The sequence below is a fragment of the Vibrio sp. 378 genome (genome assembly GCF_033339435.1).
In genome coordinates this window covers 330,272-351,530 of the sequence record NZ_JAWOUO010000004.1, presented here as the reverse complement: position 1 = coordinate 351,530, position 21,259 = coordinate 330,272, and the positions used below count along the sequence as shown (strand labels likewise).

Annotated in this window: 19 protein-coding genes; 7 read left to right on the top strand and 12 right to left on the bottom strand. The window is 43.7% G+C overall.

Going from position 1 to position 21,259, the window contains the following annotated elements:
- Nucleotides 1-76: 76 nt before the first annotated feature.
- The 10 genes from R7Q48_RS10335 to thrS form a co-directional block, all read right to left on the bottom strand.
- Nucleotides 77-1,252 carry a hypothetical protein gene (locus R7Q48_RS10335; RefSeq protein ID WP_054574059.1) on the bottom strand — a complete coding sequence of 392 codons (1,176 nt, stop codon included), beginning with the start codon at nucleotides 1,250-1,252 and terminating at the stop codon, nucleotides 77-79.
- A gap of 10 nt (nucleotides 1,253-1,262) precedes the next feature.
- Complete coding sequence (locus R7Q48_RS10330; protein WP_213889993.1) at nucleotides 1,263-2,054, bottom strand: outer membrane lipoprotein-sorting protein; 792 nt, start codon at nucleotides 2,052-2,054, stop codon at nucleotides 1,263-1,265.
- Between the two features lie 18 nt (nucleotides 2,055-2,072).
- Nucleotides 2,073-4,451, bottom strand: coding sequence for an efflux RND transporter permease subunit (locus R7Q48_RS10325; protein WP_256902862.1), 2,379 nt, complete (start codon nucleotides 4,449-4,451; stop codon nucleotides 2,073-2,075).
- Between the two features lie 249 nt (nucleotides 4,452-4,700).
- The gene (locus tag R7Q48_RS10320) at nucleotides 4,701-5,489 is read right to left on the bottom strand and encodes a TetR/AcrR family transcriptional regulator (protein ID WP_005377913.1); all 789 of its coding nucleotides are present in this window, start codon (nucleotides 5,487-5,489) and stop codon (nucleotides 4,701-4,703) included.
- Between the two features lie 448 nt (nucleotides 5,490-5,937).
- Nucleotides 5,938-6,747, bottom strand: a complete 810-nt coding sequence (locus R7Q48_RS10315; protein ID WP_005385480.1) for a helix-turn-helix domain-containing protein — start codon at nucleotides 6,745-6,747, stop codon at nucleotides 5,938-5,940.
- 366 nt (nucleotides 6,748-7,113) lie between these two features.
- The gene (locus R7Q48_RS10310) at nucleotides 7,114-7,431 is read right to left on the bottom strand and encodes a heavy metal-binding domain-containing protein (RefSeq protein ID WP_005377919.1); all 318 of its coding nucleotides are present in this window, start codon (nucleotides 7,429-7,431) and stop codon (nucleotides 7,114-7,116) included.
- Nucleotides 7,432-7,620: 189 nt separating this feature from the next.
- Nucleotides 7,621-7,974 carry a 50S ribosomal protein L20 gene (rplT, locus tag R7Q48_RS10305; protein ID WP_004727974.1) on the bottom strand — a complete coding sequence of 118 codons (354 nt, stop codon included), beginning with the start codon at nucleotides 7,972-7,974 and terminating at the stop codon, nucleotides 7,621-7,623.
- A gap of 40 nt (nucleotides 7,975-8,014) precedes the next feature.
- Entirely contained in the window at nucleotides 8,015-8,209 is a 195-nt protein-coding gene (gene rpmI / locus R7Q48_RS10300) for a 50S ribosomal protein L35 (RefSeq protein ID WP_005377932.1), read from the bottom strand.
- Between the two features lie 121 nt (nucleotides 8,210-8,330).
- A complete protein-coding gene (gene infC, locus R7Q48_RS10295; RefSeq protein ID WP_080276913.1) occupies nucleotides 8,331-8,882 on the bottom strand; it encodes a translation initiation factor IF-3 in 552 nt (183 codons plus the stop codon).
- Nucleotides 8,883-8,885: 3 nt separating this feature from the next.
- The gene (gene thrS, locus R7Q48_RS10290; protein WP_256902861.1) at nucleotides 8,886-10,814 is read right to left on the bottom strand and encodes a threonine--tRNA ligase; all 1,929 of its coding nucleotides are present in this window, start codon (nucleotides 10,812-10,814) and stop codon (nucleotides 8,886-8,888) included.
- A gap of 404 nt (nucleotides 10,815-11,218) precedes the next feature.
- Here thrS and R7Q48_RS10285 point away from each other — a divergent pair, with 404 nt between their 5' ends.
- Complete coding sequence (locus tag R7Q48_RS10285; protein WP_005377942.1) at nucleotides 11,219-12,196, top strand: DUF3187 family protein; 978 nt, start codon at nucleotides 11,219-11,221, stop codon at nucleotides 12,194-12,196.
- Nucleotides 12,197-12,202: 6 nt separating this feature from the next.
- Here R7Q48_RS10285 and R7Q48_RS10280 read toward each other — a convergent pair whose 3' ends face one another.
- A complete protein-coding gene (locus R7Q48_RS10280) occupies nucleotides 12,203-12,946 on the bottom strand; it encodes a sporulation protein (protein ID WP_017821818.1) in 744 nt (247 codons plus the stop codon).
- Between the two features lie 248 nt (nucleotides 12,947-13,194).
- Between R7Q48_RS10280 and hutC the strand changes: the two genes are divergently transcribed.
- From hutC to R7Q48_RS10250, 6 genes are all read left to right on the top strand, one after another.
- On the top strand, nucleotides 13,195-13,902 hold the full coding sequence (gene hutC / locus R7Q48_RS10275) for a histidine utilization repressor (RefSeq protein WP_005385493.1): 708 nt from the start codon (nucleotides 13,195-13,197) through the stop codon (nucleotides 13,900-13,902).
- A 129-nt stretch (nucleotides 13,903-14,031) separates the two neighbouring features.
- Nucleotides 14,032-15,282 carry an imidazolonepropionase gene (hutI, locus tag R7Q48_RS10270; RefSeq protein ID WP_017634852.1) on the top strand — a complete coding sequence of 417 codons (1,251 nt, stop codon included), beginning with the start codon at nucleotides 14,032-14,034 and terminating at the stop codon, nucleotides 15,280-15,282.
- A gap of 1 nt (nucleotide 15,283) precedes the next feature.
- The gene (gene hutG, locus R7Q48_RS10265; protein WP_033905138.1) at nucleotides 15,284-16,294 is read left to right on the top strand and encodes a formimidoylglutamase; all 1,011 of its coding nucleotides are present in this window, start codon (nucleotides 15,284-15,286) and stop codon (nucleotides 16,292-16,294) included.
- A gap of 73 nt (nucleotides 16,295-16,367) precedes the next feature.
- Nucleotides 16,368-18,065 carry a urocanate hydratase gene (gene hutU, locus R7Q48_RS10260; protein WP_318132271.1) on the top strand — a complete coding sequence of 566 codons (1,698 nt, stop codon included), beginning with the start codon at nucleotides 16,368-16,370 and terminating at the stop codon, nucleotides 18,063-18,065.
- 11 nt (nucleotides 18,066-18,076) lie between these two features.
- A complete protein-coding gene (hutH, locus tag R7Q48_RS10255; protein ID WP_017634855.1) occupies nucleotides 18,077-19,612 on the top strand; it encodes a histidine ammonia-lyase in 1,536 nt (511 codons plus the stop codon).
- A gap of 335 nt (nucleotides 19,613-19,947) precedes the next feature.
- Nucleotides 19,948-20,673, top strand: coding sequence for a DUF3581 domain-containing protein (locus tag R7Q48_RS10250; protein WP_017821813.1), 726 nt, complete (start codon nucleotides 19,948-19,950; stop codon nucleotides 20,671-20,673).
- 110 nt (nucleotides 20,674-20,783) lie between these two features.
- Here the strand turns inward: R7Q48_RS10250 and R7Q48_RS10245 are convergent, their stop codons facing one another.
- Nucleotides 20,784-21,245, bottom strand: coding sequence for a methyltransferase family protein (locus tag R7Q48_RS10245; protein ID WP_005377951.1), 462 nt, complete (start codon nucleotides 21,243-21,245; stop codon nucleotides 20,784-20,786).
- Between the last annotated feature and the right edge of the window lie 14 nt (nucleotides 21,246-21,259).

The window sequence follows — 21,259 nt, the reverse complement described above, 5'->3', positions numbered from 1 at the left end:
TATTGAATAAAAAGAGCACAAAAACGTCAAAAATGTCATCTTTAGTTAATCTGCCGTTTAGTTGTGCCCTTTTTTTTTAGAAATAGTATTGAATAGATAGCTCGATAAAATCGTCATCTCTAGCGAAGTAGAGCAAATCATTTGGTGTTTCATTTTTAAACAACCAAGCATCAATTTGCCACTTAACGTGATTCGATATTCGGCTCGATGCTTCTAACTTAGCATTGTAAACATCATCGTTATCTAAATCCTTCGTAATTCCCGTCAATACTTCCGTTCCGTCCTCATCATTGAGCGCCCAACGAATACCTGCAAACACATCATTTTGACCGATAGTTTGTGCGTTGTTCCCACGACTGTCATAGAGGTACTCACCAATAACTCCCACATCCCAAACCGTGTCAAATGCACCGACGAAGGTATACTCAAAACCCGTCACAAGACCGACATGATTATCAGCGCTATCTCGATAAACACTTTCTAGTTTCCATAACCAATCGCCAACAATTCCTTGCACATCCAGACCGACATGACTCATCAGAGCGTAGTAAGGCTTTAATTCTCCGTACTCTAAACGAAAGTAAGGATCCCGGTTTGTTCCATATAAATAGCTTAGGCCTACGTCCCAATCGCCAAGCATTTTCGAATATCGAAAAGCCACATCTACGTGCTTCTCTTCTCTGCTTGATTCATAGATAGCATCATCAGAGACAACGGGTTCGGTTCGCAAGCGGCCATCTGTACCCGCAAACGTTCGTTCCCTAAAGTAAGGTAACAACATTGCGTGGACGGTGCCCCAGTCTTTGAAAGAGGTAAAATGTAACATCGGCTGACCGAGTTTATCTTCACCATCGACGGCTTCAATGGCATCTGTTTGGTTTACGACATCAACTAAATGGGCTGATTCAGTCACTCCCCAAAAGACCTTACTAATCCCAACTCGAAGCTCATAATCATCCCAATAAGTCAGATAAAGTGCCTCTCGTATGTCGCCATGACTTCGCTCATCGTCTAGACCATCCAGACGATAGAAAGGTGTGAAAGTAAAGTTTGCATCACCATTTTGCATCTCCCAGTAAAATTCTGGCTGCAAAACCAATGACGTTTGCGCTTTGCTCTGACCCTGAGAGCCCGTTTTAAAAAACTGACGATGCTCAATATTGACTTGTCCTGCGAGCTCGACGGCAGTCAGAGGCATCGAGTAAAAAAAGGCTGCTGCACTAAGCAACAACCCAGCATTTAATCGCTTCATTTTTCCTCCACTACCTCACTCGCTTCAACACATTCTTATGAAAGTCATTGTCTTGTAATCCAGTGTTAAAACGCATTTCGCTAGTCGTTAGCTCAGTACTTTTTCCTGTTTGATGGTTTGTCATCGCCATAGTGTGCGCTCGCCAATATTGGTTGAGATATTGCTTGTAATCGGAAAAAGAAAGCGTTTTTAACAAAGAGCCTTTGCGGTCGTAAAACTCAACTTTAAGTGGACGATAATGCGCTTTATCTAACCACACCGTTTGCTTGGTATAACCTGAGTTCTTATCGGTCGGAATTTGCTCTACGACGAAAACATCTTGCCCGTTTATGCTGTCATCTTTTAGGTAGTTGAAACGGTATTTTTCAATCTCAAAGGAACTGAGATCCTCATACGCGAATTCACTGCCCATAAAAGGACCTGATTTGTTACGCGAGGAAATACGTTTCACACGTTTCAGTGCAGGAAGGTAAAGCCATTGGTCATCGGCACCCACCGTATGAGAATGGTTGAGAAACGCCGTGCCTTTTACATCTCTCGGTTCATCAAATATCGTGAGCCCTTTGTCACCATCGCCATCAACTTCAAGTGATTGTAAGCGCATTAAACGTGTGCTGCTTTCTCCTTGCGCGTTTCGCAGAATCATTTGCATCGTAGCAACAGAATCCCCCCACCCTTCATCACGGGCTTTGCGCTCTTGAGCAATCTCTAATCCTTTCGCTTGATCCGCTAACACCGCATGACTCATAAAAAGCGAGACAGAAAGTGCAGATACTTTTAAGGCATTTTTTAGTAAATTCATGTTCAATCCTTTGATTCGTTATGACTGAGTAACAGCCGTGGTTTGAGAGTCAGTTGATTTAAGCTTGTTTCGGCGGTCCACCTCGACGTAGACGCCTTTGTCAAACAACATCAGTAGAGTCGGTAGAAAGATGAAATCCACAACAAGGGCAATAAAGATGACAATGGCACTCAACTGTCCCATATCGGCATTTAAACGGAAGCTCGACATCGCCAGAACAGAGAAACCAGCAACAAGCACGACCGTCGTAATCCAGAGAGCGCGCCCCACGGTACGAAAGGCGTAGCGAACCGCTTGCTCCGCACTGTGGCCATCTTTACGAGCGTGTTGATATTTAGAAAGAAAGTGAACGGCGTCATCGACAACAACACCAAGCGTTAATGTCACAACGACAGACAATCCCAAGTTAATCTCGCCAGAAACCAGCGCCCAAATACCAAAACCAATAAGCGCAGGAGCAATATTCGGGACAAGACTAATTAAGCCAAGCTTGAACGAACGCAAGGCAAAGATCAGTAATGCAGAGATTAAGACAAGAGTAATGGGCAAGGTTGACAGCATGCTGGCCATATTCGTTTCACCAATATGCGCAAACATCAATGAAGGACTAGACGCAACAACATCATATTGAGGCGCGTTTTCGTTAAACCATTGGTAAATGCGATTTTCCAAATCAACAAGCTCGACGCTGCCCAAGTTCTCCACGGTGAGAACCATCTTGATCGACGACTTATCTACATTGATTTGGTTGTTCAAATCTAAACCATACGGTAGTGACATTTCATAAAGCAGCAGATATTGAGCCGCTAATTCTCTGTCTTGAGGGAGCGAGTAATAAGCCTGATCATCTCCATGCATGTTCTTGTTTAGGCGCTTATAAACATCGCTCAAGGTCGCAACATGGTCCGTTTCTGGCTGCAACCTTAGCCAGTCAGTAAATTTACCCACGGAATTGAGAAAACTAGGATCGGCAATGCCCTGCGATTCGTTAGTTTTTATCGCGATACTGATGTTCGCCATGCCACTGATTCGCTCTTCCATAAAATCAGCCGCTCGGCGAAATTCATTGCTATGGCCAAAGTACTCGACGGATTCATCATTGACTTTGTTCAGCGGAATCAAGCTCGCACTCGCGACAATAACAAGCACCGACAACGGCAATAACGCATGTCGCTTTGACACCACGAAATCTCCTAAATGATCCATAAAGTGCTTTCTTTCATCAGAAGTATCCGACTTCACCGTAACCGGAAGGATATTAAGCAAGGCGGGAAGTAACGTGATGGAAAGGAAACAAGCAACCATGACGCCAAGGGCTGATAGGTTGCCGAAATCTCTCAGGATTGGAGAATCCGACATATTCATCATTAAAAAGCCGATCGCGGTGGTAATGGAGGTAATCAAGATAGGCATGAAATTGAGCGCAATACTTCGCTCAATAGAGTGGGCTTTACTAAAGCCGTTTTGCATAGACTGACGCATTGTCGCGATGATGTGTACACAGTCTGCGACGGCAAGCGTCATCACCAAGGTAGGCACATTAACGGTCGCCGTGCTTAAGAACATACCAGCCCATCCTGACAAGCCCATTGTAACCATAACCGAGCCGATAATAACGATGAGCGTCGCGATGACGCTAAGCAATGAGCGCAACATGATGGTCAGAAACACCAATATCACTAGTAACATAGTAGGCACTAATGTTGCGCTATCATCTTGGGCTGCGGTCATAAACGCGTAGTTCATTGCAATAATACCAGCCTTGTGGAATTCCGTGTCTGGGTACACTTGCTGATAACGTTCAATCATTCCGTTTATGTAAGCAACCACCTCTTGTACTTCAGCAGTTTTATCTATTTCAGGGAGTTGGACCGTAATGTTTACGACCGTGACATCTCCTTTTTCAGAAATCAGTGAACTTTTCAAAACCGGCTCACTCAACGCAATACTTTTGACTTTCTCTATTCGTTGAGGTGTCAATTCATATTCGCTATACAGTAAGTCTTCGACAAGAAGATCATCTTCAAACGCTTCGGTATGCTGGTAGTTAGCGAGGGAATCAACGCGGGTGGAGTATGGAACTTGCCACGCCTCGTCAGTGATCTGCTGAATAAGAGATAATGTGCTAGGAGTAAAAACAGTGCCGCTCTTTGGCGCTATAACCAAAGCAAGACTGTCAGATTTTGCAAAGGTGGTTTGAATTTCATCAAACGCAAGTAACTGCTCATTTGTTCCATCAAAGAAGATGTCGTAATCTCCTCTAAAGTAAAGATTTTTTCCTCCAATGGTTGCTATGACAATCAATAAAACGGTAGCAAGCATCACCAATACACTGTAATTCGTTGGTAGCTTACCCCACCCTGAACGGGCGTATTGTTGAACGTTGTGATGTGGCATCACACTCTCCTTTTGTGACGTTTCGTCAAATTTAAAAACTAAAAAAACAGCAAATGCTGTAAATAACCAGACAAACTCGACATGCAAACTTTAGATCGAATGAATTTGGCTACATAAGTCAGTTTTTAGTAACTTCCTATGCTTCTCGTGATCATTGGCTGAACGCCAACCTTCGAGATTTAATGACGATTCGTCACAATAGTGCGATAAAAAAGCCAACCATAACGTCAGATTGGCCTTTCCAGTTTATTAGCGATTCACTGACTCTAAATAAGCAAGCTCTTCACTAAATAACTCCTGCTCCACTCGACGCCAGGTTTTACGGTAGTCCCATTCTGTAGATAAAGGCGACCAACCTAAACCATCAAGTAACATATTCGCGTTGTGCAGTACTGAGAATGGGTCTTGAATTCGCTGAATACATCGACTGTTCGATGCATTTTGCGCCAAAGCGTTTGAACCGAATGCAATAGACCAGTTGGCGAATACAATAGCATCAGAACCAATTGCGGGAGAAAACTTAAGATCACCACATTCTACCGCATTGTTCACCAGCGCATCAGCACCATCTATTACTTGTTCTTCCAAGTTATTCAGTTCATTCACACGTTTAGGCGAAGCCTTCTCTAGAACCCAAGGCGTCTTTGCAACAATCGCACAAGTTGATAGTACTGGCTCCATACGAGCGTAAATACGATAACCTACATGCATCGCAATGATTTTTTCTCTGGTATTGCCATTAAATTTGGCGGTACGTTCGAAAAATATTGCTTCGCTTTTCAGCGAATGAATACAAAGCGCAAGAATCACATCTTCTTTGCTGCAAAAATGATTGTAGATCGTCCCTTTAGAATAAGGGCTTGACGCTGTAAGCTTGTCCATCGTTAAGTTGGCAAAGCCTTGCTCTTGAACTAAAGACTTAGCCAATTGAATAAGCTCTATCTCACGATCAGCAATCGCCTGTTGCTTTTTTGTTAGCCCTGAAGACACACGACATCCGTCTTGCTTGCTATATTTTTTACAGCGAAAGTTAAACATAATCCTTTGATCCGTATACCAACACACTCCCAATAATTGTAACACGATTCTTTAATACAGGAACGCAACTAAAGTTGACGAACCGTCATAAATGACATTTCGTCTTAATAGATCAAAAAACAAACATTTCAAGTATGAATTTATAATTAGAAGATAAATAGCTACCAATTATGCATACCCAAGTAGCTACAGGATGCTTGGTTCAACGAGAATGGTTTCTTTGTAGAGGAAGCGAGAGAGGCTTTGGGAGGAACAACGAAGGAAATCAGCATGTTAAAAATAACGAAAGTAGATGCTGAACAGGTATTATTCGAAATAAGCCCAACACACTTTAAGTCTGAATTAAGAGCAAACACCGCTGAATGCCCTACTTACAAAGTATTTGCTGTCTTAGGCTTTTTCTTTTGCAACGCCCTTTCAGAAACTCTCTTCAAAAAAGGCTCAAAATCTATATCGATAGGCTTGGCTTATCACCTGCAGCTGCGATGGCATAACGAATATCATCAATAAATCGCCCCTCTGTCTCAATAATGCCGTCAGAGAATGTGACTGGCTGATGTGGCCCAGCAAGTAGAACAATATTAGTAAAATCAGAGACATTAAAGTTCTCTGCTACAACATTTTTGGAATGAAAATCAATGACGGTCTTTGCAACTTGATCTTCCAGTAACAAAAGCTGTTCTTCAGTAATTTTCATACGCGCCAAAGCAACGCGAACACACTTATCGTGGGTAGTCGTCTGCTCTTTTATGATTTCGGTATATTTGTCGTTGAGCTTGGAGTTCTCTGCATAGCTATAATATAAAGGCCCGTGCAGCGTTATATTTTTATCTTCATCAACGTAAACGAGATCCAACAACTCTAATGCTTTTAAGTAATCAGACATGCTCTGCTCAGACAAGTCATACTTTTTCTTTAAAATAGAATAACCGTCTTTACCTCGAAGCATTCTCAATTCACGATAAAAGTCGTAAAGGTGAGGGAATTGAAAGAATACCTCATCCTGCGTACGACTAAAGTAATCCTCGTCTTCACCTTGCAATTGATTTGCGAGCTTTTGTAGTTCATCTAACGTGCAATCAACCGCTCTACAATATTCCAGCAACTTATCTAAAGCGAGATTCGTGCTTGTAAGATGTCTCTTAAAGGTAGATAGTGGCATACCCATTTTCTCAGATAGCTCTCGATATGTTAGCCCTTTTGTTTTAATCGCTTGGCGTAATGCGGCTAGCAAGTATTCGGGAGTCAGATCTCTCATCTACAATTCCTTTTGGCAATGTTACAGCTGTATAGTATTTGTAACAATTTAGAACCGCTTGGCAAGGTATAAGTTCATATTTTTATAAGAAAAACATGAATTAATATACTGAAAGGAGAATTCACACAACAAATGAAAAATTCAATATGAATTCAATTTCATTATAAGTATAAAATAATATGCAAAATAAAAGTAAAGCAATCACTCTAAATTATCGTGATTAATTTTAATAGTAACGTAAAGTTGAGAATATAAATCTATTCGCTCTGCAAAAATCTAGAATAATTAACCTAAAAGGAACAGAACGGTAAATGCATAATAATTCACCGCTCTCTATTAGCATTTTTGCAATGCTATTCAAGTAGACTAGTCCGCTAGTTTCACTGCAGTACCAAATGCCAAAATTTCCGAAGAACCATCTACGATTGAGCTTGTGGTAAATCGAATCCCTACAATTGCATCGGCACCTTTAGATTCAGCGTCCGCCACCATGCGCTGTATAGCAATATCACGCGCGTCGGTCATCATTTCCGTGTAACCACGAATTTCGCCGCCAACAATGCTCTTGATACCCGCCATGAGGTCACGGCCAATATGCTTTGATTGAACAACATTACCAGTTACAACCCCTCTGATTTCAGAGATCTGCTTGCCAGGAATGCTTTCGGTCGTTGTGTAGATCATTTTTAATCCCTTATAAACGTAAAAATTTATACCCAAGCTACCTTATAACTAACATAAGATGCTAACCAATAAATTGAGAAGACTGATAAACAATACTCTAAATAGCCAAGCTAAAAGTCATTTGGGTATAAATTTTAGCAATAAAAAAGGAGAGCTAATGCTCTCCTTCTCTTAATCCTAAACTGCTAATTAAAGAGCAGCTTTCGCTTTTTCAACTAGAACTGCAAATGCAGCTTTGTCGAATACTGCGATGTCCGCAAGGATCTTACGGTCGATCTCGATAGATGCTTTCTTAAGACCGTTGATGAAACGGCTGTAAGATAGACCATTTTGACGAGATGCCGCATTGATACGTGCAATCCATAGTTGACGGAATTGACGTTTCTTAGCGCGACGGTCACGGTAAGCGTATTGACCAGCTTTAGTAACTGCTTGGAAAGCTACGCGGTAAACGCGTGAACGCGCACCGTAGTAACCTTTAGCTTGTTTTAGAACTTTCTTATGACGTGCACGAGCTTGTACACCACGTTTTACGCGAGGCATTATGCTTCTCCTAAACTAAACGATTGATAACTAAAAAGAATTAAGCGTATGGCAACATACGGATTACTGCAGCCACTTCACATTTTGGAAGGATTGCATTCGGACGTAGTTGACGCTTGTTCTTAGTAGTACGCTTAGTCAGGATGTGACGTTTTGTAGCGTGCTTGTACTTAATACCACCAGCAGTTTTCTTAAAACGCTTAGCAGCACCTTTGTTGGTTTTCATCTTAGGCATGATGAATAACTCCGCATTGAGTAGGTTTAATAAACAACGTAATTAGGGCGAACAAAACCCAGCCGTTATGCCTTTATCGAAAGGAAAGCGGCTAGGTTTTAATTACTTGATGAGCCGTTAATTACTTCTTTTTAGGGGCTAGCACCATGATCATCTGGCGACCTTCAATCTTCTTAGGGAAAGATTCAACTACAGCAATTTCTGCAGTATCTTCCTTAAGACGATTTAGAACGTCAACACCGATGTCTTGGTGTGCCATCTCTCGGCCACGGAAGCGAATTGTTACTTTCACTTTGTTGCCTTCTTCAAGGAAACGCGTCAGGTTGCGTAGTTTTACCTGATAGTCTCCAATATCAGTTCCAGGACGGAATTTTACTTCCTTGATCTGGACCTGCTTTTGCTTCTTCTTCTGCTCTTTAGCAGTTTTGCTCTTCTCGAAGAGGAACTTACCATAGTCCATCACACGACAAACAGGTGGCTCGGCGTTAGGACTGATCTCAACGAGATCCATACCAGCTTCTTCAGCAGCTGCAATGGCTTCTTGAATCGATACAACACCAACTGATTCACCGTCAGCGCCTGTTAGTCGAACTTCACGAATACCACGAATTTCACCGTTGATACGGTGCGGGTTTTGTTTTACCGGCTGTTGGCCACGTCTTCCGCCTTTAATAGCTTATTCCTCCAGATTGAGCTTACGGCTAGAGATCTCGTCTTGGATGTATGCAATAAAATCATCCACTTTAAATTTACCAAGATCTTTACCTTTACGAGTACGCACTGCAATTTCGCCAGCTTCCATTTCTTGGTCACCAACAACAAGCATATACGGTACACGCTTCAAAGTATGTTCGCGGATTTTAAAGCCAATCTTCTCATTTCTCAAGTCCGCTTTAGCTCTAATTCCACTTTTTTGTAGTTTTTGTACTATTTCTTGAACATAACCTGACTGTTTATCAGTAATGTTCATAAGAACTGCTTGTTCTGGCGCCAACCAAGTTGGGAAGAAACCAGCATATTCTTCGATAAGGATACCGATGAAGCGCTCTAGTGAACCTAGAATCGCACGGTGAATCATTACCGGTACAAGACGTTCATTGTTTTCACCTACATAAGTTGCACCTAAGCGACCTGGTAGGTTGAAGTCTAGCTGGACAGTACCACACTGCCACGCACGGTCTAGACAATCGTATAGTGTGAATTCAATCTTAGGACCGTAGAACGCACCCTCGCCTTCTTGAATTTCGTATGGGATATCCATCGATTCAAGAGACTGCTTCAATGCTTCTTCAGATTGATCCCAGATTTCATCTGAACCTACACGTTTCTCTGGACGAGTAGACAGTTTCACTACGATGTTGTCGAAACCAAATGTTTGGTACGTATCGTACACCATCTTGATACAGTTTGTTACTTCTTCTTGAATTTGGCTCTCAGTACAGAAAATGTGAGCGTCATCCTGAGTAAAGCCACGTACACGCATAATACCGTGTAGTGCACCAGATGGTTCGTTACGGTGACATGAGCCAAACTCAGCCATACGTAGCGGTAGGTCGCGGTACGATTTTAGACCTTGGTTGAAGATCTGTACGTGACCTGGACAGTTCATTGGCTTAATCGCGTATTCACGGTTCTCAGAAGAAGTTGTGAACATTGCATCAGCGTATTTGTCCCAGTGACCTGAGCGTTCCCAAAGAACACGGTCCATCATAAGTGGACCTTTCACTTCTTGGTAACCGTACTCATCTAGCTTAGCGCGGATGAATACTTCTAGATCACGGAAGATAGACCAACCATTGTGATGCCAGAACACCATACCCGGTGCTTCTTGCTGCATGTGGAATAGGTCTAGTTGCTTACCAATCTTACGGTGATCACGCTTCGCCGCTTCTTCTAGGCGAGTTAGGTGCGCTTTCAGTGCTTTCTTGTCGTGGAAAGCCGTACCGTAGATACGTTGAAGCATTTTGTTGTCGCTGTTACCACGCCAGTAAGCACCTGCAACATTCAGCAAAGTGAAGTGTTGACAGAAGCTCATGTTAGGAACGTGAGGACCACGACACATGTCGATGTATTCTTCATGGTGGTAAAGGCCAGGACGATCATCACGAGATACGTTTTCGTCTAGGATTTCAACTTTGTATGGTTCGCCACGTGATTCAAACGTATCACGCGCTTCCTGCCAGCTTACTTTTTTCTTAACCACTTCGTACTTGGTTTTCGCTAGCTCTTTCATACGCTTTTCAATCTTTTCAAGATCTTCTTGCGTTAGAGAGTCGTCTAAGTCGATATCGTAGTAGAAGCCATTGTCGATGGTTGGACCGATCGCCATTTTAGCTTGAGGGTAAAGCTGCTTAAGAGCGTGACCAAGAAGGTGAGCACAAGAGTGACGAACGATTTCTAGACCGTCTACTTCATCTTTAACTGTGATGATTTCAAGGCTTGCGTCTTCTTCAATTAGATCACACGCATCAACGCGGTTACCGTTTACACGACCAGCGATAGTTGCTTTTGCAAGACCAGGACCGATCGATTGCGCAACTTCCATAGTAGAAACTGGGTTGTCAAATTGACGCTGACTGCCGTCAGGAAGAGTAATAATAGGCATGCTATGTCCTTTACAGTGGTGTTGCACACCAAGCAACACATGTTATTCAAATTAGAAGCTATTTGTTGAAAATAGTTGAGAGTCAATAAAGGCCTCTCGGTAACACGAATACCGGACCGTTATCGAAAATGGGATTGTACCTAGCTCACATTTAGAATGCAAAGCGCGATTTTGTTTTGTCATAAGAACTTAACCGCAGACCCGTCACTACAATCTGATCATGCTTTTTTTAAGAGACCGCATAGCTGATGAATGGAATTGCCCCTCAATGAACTTACACAACAAATTACAATATCCCCTATTACGTGTGAACCGATACAAAGCCTAACACGCTGGGCGAGAGCTCAACGTGCGATTTAGGTATATAGTTGTTTTATAGAGTAGTTTGTATGTAGGTATTCATCATGGTCTATTTCAAATCGCGCTTTATGGTGCTTCTAAGCACCTCGATATGTTCTTTGCAAGCCTTCGCATCAAATGACTTATATGGCCCGCTGCGTTCTTACGCACAATCCCCAATGCAAGTGGTTAGTCACACCAACATACTACGTTCAGGACACAGTCTGCCCTCTGGTTTTGTCGAAGCCTATGGTTCGGGAACCGTGGCAAGTGTTTGGGCTCATACTGATGAATACGCACTGGATTATTACCACAATCAAATCGAATTAGGCAGCAAATGGCAAGTCAGCAACCGTTGGCAGTGGGAGCTCAACTATCGATGGGTCTTTGCCGCTGACAACCATTTAGATGGACTGACGAAAAGCTTCCATAAACTTTTCGGTATCGGACAAAATGGGCGGGATAAAGTAGACAGAGATCGTTTTTACATTTCAATGCCGCAATATGATGTGCTTGAAGATGATTTCGAAGGACAAACACTGGCCAATAACCTATCTACTTACTTACAGTATCAAGTGTTCCAAAATGAACATCACGGCCTATCGATTGGCGGCAGTTTGTATTTTAACGATGTGGCTCACGGCACTTTTCAAGGCAGCAGTTTCGAGCAAGGCTTCCAATTAAACTACAGCTACTTAAGTGATGCTCATGCATTTTATTCGATGATTGGCATGACTTTTCGCTCGGATGACCGTGCCTTGCTCGATCTGCCTTATCGACATAATACGATTGCCATTGCAGGTGGGTACCGTTATGCCTTAGAAGATAACCATCACCTGATGTTGGAATATCATTGGTATCAAGGCTCAACAGAAGGACCCACAGAGTTTGCTGATGCCTCTAATGAACTGGTATTGGGCTATCGATATCTAATGGAAAATTCAGCGCTTGAGTTTTTAGCCGTAGAGAACGCAAGAAACATGGATAACAGTACCGATATCGCTTTCACAATAGGATATCGGTACATATTTTCATCAAGTTGATGAGAGCTATAGATTTAGCGTTGGTGCAACTGCGGCTGCGACTTGAGCATCGGTTGCATTGATCGGCAACGTAAACGAGCGATATTGGTCACCAGCCAAACTGAGCGAACGGTCAATCTCTGCCAAACAATGCATGACCTGTCCTTCCAGAATAAAAGAAAGCTCAATTTCTTTTGATGAGATAAAGCCGCTGTTACGGAACTCTAGCTCTTGATAAATACCAGAGCGAGAGGCAAACGAGCCACCGCGCAAAAAGCCTTTTTCAACATCGGCTTTAACCATAGTGAAGCCAGCTTGCTCGATCGCTTGAATAACCCGAGATGCTACTGGTAGTGGTTTCACTTCAATATAGTCACGGTCACGCGGGTCAATCGCAAAATCAATATCTAACGTCGTCTCGACCCAAACATGACATTGATTCTTAAGTGCGCTAACCGCAGTAATTGGCGTTTCATCATGCAGTTTTAGCTCAAACGGAACCTGCTTTTCTTCATTAGGTTGAATCACAAAAGGGTCAACTGCTTTCAATTGATCAATAGTGAAGGTTTGGTAACTTACGCTATCATCCACTTCGACTTTCATTTCCGTGTTCAATTTAATCGTAATAGCATCAATTTGTTGTTCGACGTCTCCGCCTTTGATATGAACATGCCCTTTCAGCGTCGCTCCTTGAAACACGCTCATTTCGTCCAAAATGGTATCTACTTTTGCAGAGCCGATCCCCAGTGATGCTTTCAATTTTTTAAACATATTTTTCCTTTTTTAGCGACTTTTCTTCTAATAATCGTTTGTTTACACAATTGTTTTCTGCTGTGCAAGCAATAGACCACAAGAAAATGCTTGAATTCAATCATCAAGCCAAATAATGCTCAGCAGCAAGAGTCATTCAGCCCTGCAATAGGATTGTTCGGTCACTAAGCGGTACATTCGTCGAGAAATGTTTGCAATTTGTACCTAAATTCAGCAGTATTTGTATAGTCAAATAAAGGGAAATCATTATGTCTGCACCGCTCTACATTCAAATTAAACAATTTATCCTGGATAAAATTGATGCTGGAGAGTGGGTAGTTGGTCATCGCATCGCCACCGAGATTGAGCTTACCGAGCAATTTGGTGTCAGTAGAATGACAGTGAACAAAGCAATTCGGGATTTAGTAAATGAGGGCCGATTACAACGTCGCCCACGCTTAGGCACGTTCGTGTGTGATCCTGGTGAAAAGTCAGAATCTCCCCTGCTAGACATTCGAAACATTGCCGAAGAAGTCAGCGATAGAGGGCGAAAGTATGGCAGTAAAGTGCTCAAACAGATTGCCATAAAAGCAGATGACAACATTGCGACAAAACTCGGCGTTATGCTAGGCACGACAGTGTTTTACAGTGAAATTATTCACTATGAAGACCAAACGCCGATTCAATTGGAGCTCCGCTGGGTGAATAGCCAATATGCCCCGAGTTATTTAAATCAAGACTTCACACAAATCACTCCAAATCAATACCTGTCAGATAATTGCCCACTCAGCGCGATAGAACATACTGTAGAGGCAATTGTGCCTGAAAGCCGTATTAAGCAAGACTTAAAAATGCAAGCCAATGAACCTTGCCTTCTCTTGAATCGCAGAACGTGGAGCCAAGATAAGTTAGTCAGTACCGCCCTACTTTATCACCCTGGTAACAAATATAAGCTGAGCTCAAAAGTGCTCATTTAAGGACAAGATTTGTCCTCTAGATCTACGTTTTGATCACATTTTAGCAACATCAATCTTGTCAGTGTTCTTATTTTGCTCTATTTATTTGTATATACATTTAATGATACAAATAAACACAGGGACACAAACATGGATTTGCTGATTGAAAACGCACGTCTAGTTACCATGCAATCGGGAGAGTGCGGATACCTTCCAACGCCTCCAGCGCGCATTGGTATTCAATCTGGAAAAATCGTTGCGATCAGTACCTGTGCCATTGGTGAAGACGCACCGCAAACCGAGTCTCTGTTATCTGCCCAACATTACCCTCAGAGTATCGATCTTCAAGGCCAGTTAGTTCTGCCGGGCCTGATTGACTGTCACACTCATCTTATTTACGCGGGCAATCGTGCCAACGAATTTGAAATGCGCTTAAACGGCGTGCCATATCAAGAAATTTCCAAACAAGGCGGCGGGATTCTCTCAACGGTACATGCGACACGCTCTGCAACCGAAGCACAACTAGTTGAGTTAGCGTTACCACGTTTAGATGGGTTACTCGCGAGTGGCGTCACTTCTGTCGAGGTGAAATCTGGCTATGGATTGACACTGAATGATGAAATAAAAATGCTCCGTGCCGCCAAAATGCTAGAGCAAGAGCGCAAAGTTAAAATCACGACTACACTTCTCGCCGCTCACGCCATTCCGCCAGAGTTCCAAGGTCGTGCAGATGATTATATTGAGCACATTTGTCAGGACATAATCCCTGTTGTCGCAAAGGAAGAATTAGCTACGAGTGTCGATGTTTTTTGTGAATCGATTGGTTTCAATCTTGAACAAACAGAAAAAGTGTTTGTAGCTGCAAAACGTCACGGCTTAAAGGTTAAAGGGCATACTGAGCAGCTTTCTAATCTCGGTGGTACAGCCCTCACTGCGCAATACAACGGTCTGTCAGCGGATCACATCGAGTTTTTAGATGAGCAAGGTGTTAAAGCACTTGCTCGATCAAACACCGTCGCCACTCTATTGCCTGGCGCTTTTTATTTTCTAAGAGAAACTCAGTTACCACCGATTGAGTTGTTGAGAGAGCATAACGTGCCGATGGCAATTGCTACGGACGTCAACCCAGGTACATCACCATTTTCTGATCTCACACTCATGCTGAATATGGCGTGCACGCTATTTCGCCTTACACCGCAAGAAGCACTGCGTGGTGTAACGCAACATGCAGCCAAAGCTCTGGGTTATCAAAACTCACGTGGCGAAATCAAAGTAGGGTTTGATGCGGACTTCTCTATATGGGATATCGAAAGCCCTGCGGATTTAAGCTATCAAGTCGGAGCAAAACGTCTGGTAGGTCGTATAGTAAATGGTGAATACATTTCACACGGAGGCCAATAATATGTCTCAATTCGACCTACATTCTCCCCTATTTCATTGGCAAGGCCGTCATGATGCCGAGGACGGCAAGCTTGGTCAGCGAATTCATCACGTTGTTCAACGCCAAAAAGCAGATGAGTTGAGTGCCGTTGCGCATGGCGTCTCATTACTCGGTTTTGCTACCGACGCTGGCGTTGCGAGAAACAAAGGACGCATTGGCGCGAAAAAAGCGCCAGACTTAATCCGACGAGCACTCGCTAATTTAGCATGGCACCAAGACGCCCCACTATATGACTTAGGTACTGTGGTGTGTGAAGACGACTTACTGGAAGAGAGCCAAGCTCTATGTGCAGCAACCATTTCAAGCGCACTGCCCCATACGCCAGTCATCGTGCTGGGTGGTGGGCATGAGATTGCGTGGGCCTCGTTTTCCGGCTTAGCGGAATATTTTAAAGCGCACCATCCAGAGAAGAAGCCTAAAATCGGCATTATCAATTTCGATGCGCATTTCGATTTGCGCGCATTCGAGAGTAACCTCGCCGACATAAGACCGAGCTCTGGTACACCCTTCAACCAAATTCACCATTTTTGTCAACGTAACGATTGGGACTTTCATTACGCTTGTATTGGTGTAAGCCGTAGTAGCAACACTAAAGCGCTATTTGAAAAAGCAGATGCGTTAAATGTTTGGTATGTAGAGGACAATCAGCTCTGCTACTTAAACCACAGTTATCACTTAACTCAGCTTCAGCATTTTATTGACGACTGTGACTACCTCTATTTGACCATTGATCTAGATGTATTTCCTGCCGCAACCGCACCTGGAGTCAGCGCACCAGCTGCTCGGGGAGTGAGTTACGACACTATTGCACCCTTTTTAGATCGAATTCTTCATTACAAAAATAAGCTAATGCTGGCTGATATCGCCGAATACAACCCAAATTATGACGTCGATAGTCAAACTGCACGATTAGCTGCCCGTTTGTGTTGGGATATCGCCAACGCGATGGCGGAAAAACAGCACAAACCATAATGCATCCCAGATGCCACTGATTATTACGACCAAGCAAGTACTTGGTCATCACGAAAAACTAAAGGAGTCTGAAATGACACAGCGCCAGGGACAAGATCCACGACTTGATACAAGCAGAACAATTCGTGCACCTCACGGAGATAAACTGCGCGCAAAATCTTGGCTAACCGAAGCCCCTCTTCGTATGCTGATGAACAACCTTGATCCTGATGTTGCAGAACATCCACATTCACTGGTTGTATATGGCGGCATTGGCCGAGCAGCGCGAAACTGGGAATGTTACGACAAGATTGTTGAAGTACTTGAAAGACTCGAAGATGACCAAACGCTTTTAGTTCAATCAGGCAAGCCTGTTGGTGTTTTCCCTACTCATAAAAATGCCCCACGCGTGCTTATCGCAAACTCAAACCTTGTTCCGCATTGGGCAAACTGGGAACACTTCAACGAGCTAGATAAACAAGGCTTGATGATGTACGGCCAAATGACCGCTGGCAGCTGGATATACATTGGATCGCAAGGTATCGTACAAGGCACATACGAAACGTTCGTATCTGTTGCAAAAAAACACTTTGACGGTGAAGCAAAGGGCCGTTGGATTCTAACGGGTGGTCTTGGTGGCATGGGTGGTGCTCAACCTCTCGCTGGTACAATGGCGGGCTTCTCCATGATTGCAGTAGAGTGTGATGAATCACGTATCGATTACCGCCTACGTACAGGCTATGTCGATAAGAAAGCGGCTTCTTTAGATGAAGCGCTAGCTATCATTAAAGAGTCAGACACACCAATATCGGTTGGTCTACTAGGTAATGCAGCAGACGTTTTCTCTGAGCTGGTAGAACGTAATATCACGCCTGATGTCGTAACAGACCAAACGTCTGCACACGACCCGCTCAATGGCTATTTACCACAAGGCTGGAGCATGTCTCACGCAGCAGAAATGCGTTTGCAAGATGAAGCAATGGTCGTAAAAGCAGCGAAAAAATCCATGGCTGTGCAAGTTCAAGCGATGTTAGAGCTGCAAAATCGCGGCGCCGCAACACTCGACTACGGTAACAACATCCGCCAGATGGCCTTGGAAGAAGGCGTAGAAAACGCATTCGATTTCCCTGGCTTCGTTCCAGCCTACATTCGTCCTCTATTCTGTGAAGGTATCGGTCCTTTCCGTTGGGCTGCTCTCTCTGGCGATCCTGAGGACATTTATAAAACCGACCAAAAAGTAAAAGAGCTAATTCCAGATAATCCGCACTTACATAACTGGCTAGATATGGCTCGCGAACGCATCCAGTTCCAAGGTTTACCTGCGCGTATTTGCTGGGTTGGTCTTAAAGATCGTGAGCGTCTTGGTCAAGCATTCAACGAAATGGTGAAAAATGGCGAACTTAAGGCGCCCGTTGTCATTGGTCGAGACCACTTAGACTCTGGCTCTGTAGCAAGCCCGAACCGTGAAACCGAAGGTATGATGGACGGTTCTGACGCCGTATCAGACTGGCCATTATTAAACGCGCTACTCAACACGGCGGGCGGCGCAACTTGGGTTTCACTACACCACGGTGGTGGCGTAGGTATGGGCTTCTCGCAACACTCAGGTATGGTTATCTGCTGTGACGGCAGTGAAGATGCCTCAGAACGTATTGCCCGCGTGCTGCATAACGACCCAGCAACAGGCGTGATGCGTCATGCTGATGCGGGATACGATATCGCTAAACAATGTGCAGCAGAGCAAGGGCTAGATTTGCCAATGCTCAACGAAGAACTGAAGAAGCTCAAGTAAGGATGAAAGAGATGTTAAATTTAACGCTAAAGCCAGGTCATATTAGCTTAAACGAACTACGCCAAGTGAGCCGTTCACCAGTCAACCTTACTTTGGATCCTGAAGCCATTCCGGCCATTGAAGAAAGCACACAGGTCGTAGACCGAGTCATCGCGGAAGATCGAACGGTTTACGGAATTAACACTGGTTTTGGGCTATTGGCTAACACACGAATAGCACCAGAAGATTTAGAAACACTGCAACGCAGTATCGTTCTCTCTCATGCGGCAGGTATCGGTGAGTTTATGTCAGATGAAACGGTTCGTCTGATGATGGTATTAAAAATCAATAGTCTGTCTCGTGGCTTTTCTGGGATTCGCCTAAAAGTCATTAATATGCTGACCGACCTAGTCAACGCACAAGTTTACCCTTGCGTACCTAAAAAGGGCTCTGTTGGCGCATCAGGTGACTTAGCTCCTCTAGCCCATATGAGCACAGTATTACTGGGAGAAGGACAAGCTCGCCACAACGGTAATATCATTTCCGGGCAAGAAGCTTTAAAAATCGCAGGTCTAGAGCCTATCACTCTGGCGCCAAAAGAAGGCTTAGCGCTACTAAATGGGACTCAGGCATCCACAGCGTTCGCATTGGAAGGCCTGTTTATCGCGGAAGACCTTTTCGCGTCAGCAACCGTTTGTGGTGCAATGTCTGTTGAAGCCGCTCTCGGCAGCCGACGTCCATTCGATCCGCGCATTCACCGTGTACGTGGTCATCGCAGCCAAATGGACGCAGCACTCGCATACCGTCATTTGTTAGACACATCGAGTGAAATAGGTGATTCGCACACTAACTGTGAAAAAGTACAAGACCCGTATTCTTTGCGCTGTCAGCCTCAAGTGATGGGTGCGTGTTTACAGCAAATCCGCAATGCGGCCGAAGTATTACAAGTAGAAGCGAATTCCGTATCAGATAATCCATTGGTGTTTGCTGAAGATGGTGACATCATCTCTGGCGGTAACTTCCACGCGGAGCCTGTTGCAATGGCAGCCGACAACCTAGCACTTGCGATTGCCGAGATCGGCAGCTTGTCTGAACGTCGTATGGCATTACTTATCGATAGCGCGCTATCAAAACTACCACCGTTCTTAGTCGACAATGGTGGTGTGAACTCTGGTTTCATGATCGCTCAGGTGACCTCTGCTGCGTTAGCAAGTGAAAACAAAACGCTCGCTCACCCAGCGTCAGTAGACAGCTTGCCAACATCTGCAAACCAAGAAGATCACGTGTCAATGGCAACATTCGCGGCTCGCAGATTGAAAGAAATGGGCGAAAACACTCGCGGTATTCTGGCGGTAGAATACCTCTCAGCAGCACAAGGCCTAGACTTTAGAGCACCAAACAAGTCCTCTGAGCGTATTGAGATTGCGAAACAAATGTTGCGTGAAAAAGTATCGTTCTACGATAAAGATCGCTACTTTGCTCCAGACATTGAACAGGCAAATACTCTGCTTAAGCTGGCTATCCACAACACGCTCATGCCAGAGAGCTTGTTACCAAGTGTTCAATAACCAAGCATAACTGGCATTTCATCGAATAAACAGATAATGACTTGAAGGCTCTACGTTCAGCGTGGAGCCTTTTTACATACGATTAAACATGTTGATGGCACTATTTATGAACGCCAGTCTACTTTGATGGCTATACTTTAAAAGATAGGCGAGCGAAAAGGTCGTTGTTTATTGTTTTCACAAATAAAAGCGTTGCTAAAGTATGCGTTTTTAACGGTTTATCCGCCGAAATAGTGTCTTATTGTTAGGATACGGTGAAGTTTTCACTGGATGGACCATTGCTACGCAGATATTCGCATATAATCCCACACAGTTTTGGTTACTACGTAAAAATTATGTTTCTAACACCTTATTTTTCAAACACTAATCACCAGTTTCAGTTCACTCGCGAACAAGCAAGCCACTTTGCAAAACGTGTCGCAGGTGACTACAACCCAATTCATGATGAAGACAACAAACGCTTTTGTGTCCCTGGAGATTTACTTTTCGCTGTGCTTCTTAGTAAAGAAGGCGTTAGCCAAAAGATGCGTTTTAACTTCTCTGGCATGGTAAACGATGGTGTAGCACTTCATATTGAAAATAAGTGTGACAAAGAAAGCGCTGTTGTTGACGAGGCAGGTAAAGAATACTTACACATGTCCCGTGAAGGTGAAACTAACCACGATCCGGCATTTATTGAGCATGTAGTGACAAATTACGTGCAATTTTCTGGTATGAACTTCCCTCACATCATGGTTCCTCTTATGGAAGAGAAGCAAATGATGATCAACTGCCAGCGTCCATTAGTTATTTATGAAAGCATGGAAGTCGAATTTTCACGCTTAGACCTTACGCATCCAGAGGTGGATTTCACTGGCGCAACATTCGACGTAGAAGGAAAACGAGGTGTAGTCACCTTAAACTTTGCGTTCAAAGAAGACGGTGAAGTCGTTGGTAAAGGTATTAAGCGCATGGTTGCAAGTGGCTTGAAGCCATATGACCAAGAAGCGGTTGACGACCTTGTACGCCGCTTTAATGAACGTAAGGATGCATTCCTAGCAAAGTTCGTTAAGGCAGCCTAGTCGACTGCCCTATCAGAAGCGCACAAAAAACGTGTTTACTAAAAGAAAGCCCAACGTCGACCGTTGGGCTTTCTTTTTATGTCTCATCCAAACAAAACTAAACGCAATGTTTAGAGCCAACGACGAACATGGTTTTTATAATCCACATACTCTTCACCAAACAATCGCTCTAAAACGCGTTCCTCAGGCTTGATTTGAAACCGATTCATATAACTGACAAATATCACGCCACAAAGCACCACACTCAAGTGCTGCCACCACAAACCAGTTGCTATGATTAGAAGCAATAATGCCGTGTACATAGGGTTGCGTGAAAAGGCAAACACACCAGTTCTTACAACAGAAGATGCCGCTTCAGGTTTTACTGGGTTCACTGTGGTTTTTACTTTGCGAAATTCATACACGCCAGCAATGCCCATGTAGCCAGACAACAAAGTTAATACACCTACTACAAATTCAACAAAGGGTACTCGAATGTTCATGCTCGGCGTCAAAACTTTAAGTCCGTACATCAAAAGTATGACTAGCAAAAACACCACAACAGGTGGGACTTTGAGTTCAAGTTTTCTCAAGATTCATATCCTTT